Below are 2,141 nucleotides of genomic sequence, written 5' to 3' on the forward strand. Positions count from 1 at the left end.
TCACGTGGGAGCCGCAGAGCGTGGAGGGCCCGAAGGGGCTGCGCAGCTGCAACGGCGGGGTCTCGCGCTTCGCCGAGCTGAACGACAACAACAAGGGGTGGAGGGCCACCTCCACCGGCCGGACGGTGACGTTCAACTGGACCTTCACCGCCCGCCACCGCACCTCCAACTACGAGTACTACGTCAACGGCTCCAGGGTCGCGGTCGTCGACGGCGGCAACCAGATCCCCGGCGCCGTGGTGACGCACTCGGTCACCCTGCCGTCCAGCGGCAGGCAGACCGTGCTGGCCATCTGGAACATCGGTGACACCACGAACGCGTTCTACTCCTGCGTGGACGTGACCGCGGGCTGACCCGGCCCCCGCCGCACCGGTCCACCGCGCAGGTCCGACGCGCGAACGAGCGCCCCGTCCGAGCACCGGACGGGGCGCTCCGCGTTTATTCCAAATAATTCCCGATGGATTCACGGGGCAGCGCGGAGCGCACTCCCCACGAAAGGGTGAGAGTTCCGTCACAAAAACGGAACACCATCGCCGGTTGCGGCGATCACTCATTACACCTAACAACGCGGCAAAACCGCACAGCAGGGCCAAACCGCCAGGTAGACACCACTCCGCCTCACTCCATCAGATTAATCACGAATGGATGAACCAGGCGGCCGTCAACCCCACTGCAACTCGGCGAGAGGTTTCCCCTGCCCCCGCTCCGTGCCATACGGTGACCAAAACCCGACACCACGAAGCGACCCCGAGCACCGGCCAAGAATAAACGAGAATAAAACCAGGGACCATGCAGAAACAACCCCACGCGGAACTGCCACCCGACCTCGCCGGAACCCCGCTGCGGGAACTCGGCGACCCCGGCGGCGACGTGGTCGAGCGGCTGGCGGCGGGCGTGCTCGCCAGGGTGCGCTCCACCGCGCCGCAGGACCTCGTCCACGAGCGGTGCGACTGATGCCCGCGGCCACCGCGACCCCCGACACCCGCGCGCAGCTGTGCTCCGCCGTCCTCGCGGGCCCCGCCGACCGCCGCGCGCCGCAGGCCCTGCGCGACCGCGCGCTGGCCGAGCGCAAGGAGCACCTGCTCGTCCTGCGCCACGCGCTCGCCACCTCCGCCCCCTCGGGCTTCCCCGCCGGGTGCGCCGACCGCGCCTGGCACGTCCTGGTCGCCGCCGACGACGCCGACCCAGGGGCCACCGCCGACGTCCTGCTGTCCCCGCCGGTCGGCCTGTGGCTGGTCAGGGCGCTGCGCAGGCTGGCGCTGGGCCTGACCTCCGGCCCCCGCGCGCGCCCCGACCTCGGCGCGCTGAGCGCGGTGGCCGCCGCCGCGGCGCTGCGCGCGGGCGTGCCGTTCCAGCTCGACGTCCCCGTCGCGCACGGCGTCGTCACCCTGCCCACGGTCGGCTGGTTCACCCTGCCGCCGGGCCCCGCCGACCGGAACCCGACCCACCTGCCGCTGCGCCACGACGGCGGCCGGTTCGCGCTCGACACCCCGGCGGGCGCGCCCGAGGCCGCCTTCCGGCGGGTGGACGCGCACCGCTGCGCCACCGGCGGGCGCCCGCTGACCGCCGTGCTGGAGGACGTCGACCCGCACCGCGCGTTCACCGACCCGGTCCCGCCCGCTCCGCTGGACGAGCGCGGCCGGGCCCGCTGGACCGGGCTGCTCGACCGGGCGTGGGAGCTGCTGGAGCGCTGCGCGCCCGACCACGCGGCCGAGCTGGCGGGCGGTCCGCTCACCCTCGTGCCGCCCACCGGCGCCGAGCACGACGGGTCCTCCTCCGCCGCCGCGTTCGGGGCCGTCGCGCTGCCGGAGACCACGACCGCGACCGGGCTGGCGGAGCTGCTGGTGCGCGAGCGGCAGCACGGCAAGCTCAGCGCGCTCGCGGGCGTGGTGCGGCTGCACGAGGCCGACGCGACGCCGCGCTTCCACGTCCCGTGGCGCGACGACCCGAGGCCGCTCGGCGCGGTGCTGCACGGGATCTACGCGCTGACCGGGGTCGCCGAGCTGTGGCACGGGCTGCGCGCCGGGCTGCCCGCCGAGCAGCGGGCGGACGCCGAGTACGCGTTCGCGCTGCGCCGGGCGCTGGTCCGCGTCGCCGTGGCTAACGTGCTGGGCGTGCCCGCGCTGACGGCCGAGGGCCGC

General features: G+C 74.3%; 3 protein-coding genes. All 3 read left to right on the plus strand.

The window, feature by feature from the left end:
* The coding region (locus ACTUAL_RS07095; RefSeq protein WP_440899684.1) for a lytic polysaccharide monooxygenase auxiliary activity family 9 protein at positions 1 to 353 on the plus strand (353 nt) is incomplete at its 5' end.
* A 436-nt stretch (positions 354 to 789) separates the two neighbouring features.
* Positions 790 to 954, plus strand: a complete 165-nt coding sequence (locus ACTUAL_RS07100; RefSeq protein ID WP_157767856.1) for a hypothetical protein — start codon at positions 790 to 792, stop codon at positions 952 to 954.
* Positions 954 to 2,141, plus strand: a 1,188-nt coding sequence (locus ACTUAL_RS07105; protein WP_440899685.1) for an aKG-HExxH-type peptide beta-hydroxylase, incomplete at its 3' end; no start/stop codon positions are given. The genes ACTUAL_RS07100 and ACTUAL_RS07105, both read left to right, overlap by 1 nt.

Source organism: Actinosynnema sp. (assembly GCF_052038725.1).